Source organism: Paraburkholderia sp. Cpub6 (assembly GCF_014201065.1).
Classification (GTDB): domain Bacteria; phylum Pseudomonadota; class Gammaproteobacteria; order Burkholderiales; family Burkholderiaceae; genus Paraburkholderia; species Paraburkholderia tuberum.
This window is the reverse complement of record NZ_JACHDM010000090.1, coordinates 1-1,241: the sequence shown is the minus strand read 5'-3', so window position 1 is coordinate 1,241 and position 1,241 is coordinate 1. Positions and strand designations below refer to the sequence as shown.

At 62.9% G+C, this 1,241-nt stretch carries 2 protein-coding genes; one reads left to right on the top strand and one right to left on the bottom strand.

Going from position 1 to position 1,241, the window contains the following annotated elements; translation table 11 throughout:
• Positions 1–918: IS110 family transposase (locus HDG33_RS36825; RefSeq protein WP_184041227.1), on the top strand; the 918-nt coding region annotated here is incomplete at its 5' end.
• A gap of 106 nt (positions 919–1,024) precedes the next feature.
• Here HDG33_RS36825 and HDG33_RS37075 read toward each other — a convergent pair.
• A partial coding sequence (locus tag HDG33_RS37075; protein WP_221311654.1) for a hypothetical protein occupies positions 1,025–1,241 on the bottom strand: 217 nt, incomplete at its 5' end.

Below are 1,241 nucleotides of genomic sequence, written 5' to 3'. Positions count from 1 at the left end.
GAAGCCGGCCAGGACGCGTTCTGGATCTATCGGGCGCTACGGGCACGCGGTATCGAGTGTCATGTGGTCGATCCAGCGAGCATTCCGGTCGAGCGCCACAAGCGGCGTGCCAAGACTGACCGGCTTGATGCAATCAGGCTGGTGATCAGCCTGCGCGCGTGGCTGCGCGGCGAGCGCGACCGCATGCACGTGGTGCACGTGCCGTCACCGCAGGACGAAGCGTCCCGCCATCTGATGCGCGACCGAGGGGAACTGCAGAAAGAGGTGCTACAGCATCGTGACCGGATGCGCAAACTGCTTGTCACGCTCGGCTGCTGGGATGAGGTTGACCACAAGGCCTTCGCCGCCCGCCTCGCCAGTGACCAGGTGCGGTGTCACGACGGTGCGCCACTGCCGCGCGAGCTGCGGGAGCGGCTGCTGCGCGAGTGCGAACGGCTGGCGCTGGCCGTGCAGCAACTCGCGGCACTCGAGAAAACGCAACACGCTGGCCTGCCCGCACCCGCACGCGAAAGGATCGATCTTCTGACGCAGCTAAATGGCATTGGCCCGGTGGGTGGCTCGCGTCTGGCGCTCGAGCTGTTCTGGCGGGACTTCCATAACCGGCGCGAAGTTGGGGCCTGCGTAGGGCTGGTTCCACAACCCTACGACAGTGGCGAGAGCCAGGTGGACCAGGGGATCAGCAGGCAGGGCAACCGTCGCGTGCGCGCACTGCTGATTGAGATGGCGTGGTGCTGGATCCGTTACCAGCCTGGCAGTGCACTGACGCAGTGGTTCAACCAGCGCACGCAAGGCACGGGACCGAATCGCCGCGTGCGGCGCATTGCGATCGTCGCAGTAGCACGACGCCTCGCGATCGCGCTGTGGCGTTACTTAAAGGACGGCGTGATACCCGAAGGCGCACAACTGAAGTCAGTCTGAGCCCGAAAGGTATCGCGACAACGCAATCAAGGGTGGAACGATACCTGTCGATAGAGAGTTTGAAGTGAACATGCCCGTGTTGATGGCGGGTTGCTAACGCGACCGATTAAACAGATGGGGCATGCTCCCGGAACAGGTTCCGGCGTAACGCGCATAAAGGATGAGGCTGGCCATACGCCAGCGGATAGAAGTTGGTGAGACGTTGCTGTCTTACGCGCGCGATAAGCGGCTTCAGGCTAACGACGTTGACCGGACTGTAGCCATGGTTGAAGTTGAGGGCGGTGGGAATCCGCCGGACTATGCCGCGAAAATGCGGCTTGTAT